The organism is Stenotrophomonas sp. GbtcB23, assembly GCF_019091045.1.
GTDB lineage: Bacteria > Pseudomonadota > Gammaproteobacteria > Xanthomonadales > Xanthomonadaceae > Stenotrophomonas > Stenotrophomonas rhizophila_A.
This window is the reverse complement of sequence record NZ_JAGXKC010000582.1, coordinates 1-246: the sequence shown is the minus strand read 5'-3', so window position 1 is coordinate 246 and position 246 is coordinate 1. Positions and strand designations below refer to the sequence as shown.

General features: G+C 67.9%; 1 protein-coding gene. It reads left to right on the top strand.

The features are described from left to right. Positions 1-133: hypothetical protein (locus KVS69_RS21305; protein WP_217540043.1), on the top strand; the 133-nt coding region annotated here is incomplete at its 5' end. Between the last annotated feature and the right edge of the window lie 113 nt (positions 134-246).

The window sequence follows — 246 nt, the reverse complement described above, 5'->3', positions numbered from 1 at the left end:
CTGGGTCGATCCGATCCTGAGAGGCTGGGAAGAAACCGGCCAGCAGGTGCAGGGTTATACCGCCGGAACCTGGGGCCCGAGCCAGGCGATCGCTCTCATCGAGCGCGACGGCCGCACCTGGCATGAAGGCTGATCTCGATGAGCGCAAACCTGCATGATTTCCGGAATGCCGCAGCCCTCGCCGCCACCCTGGCGGACGAGGTTGCGGCGCGCCTTGCCGCCGCGATCGAGGAACGGGGCTCCGCC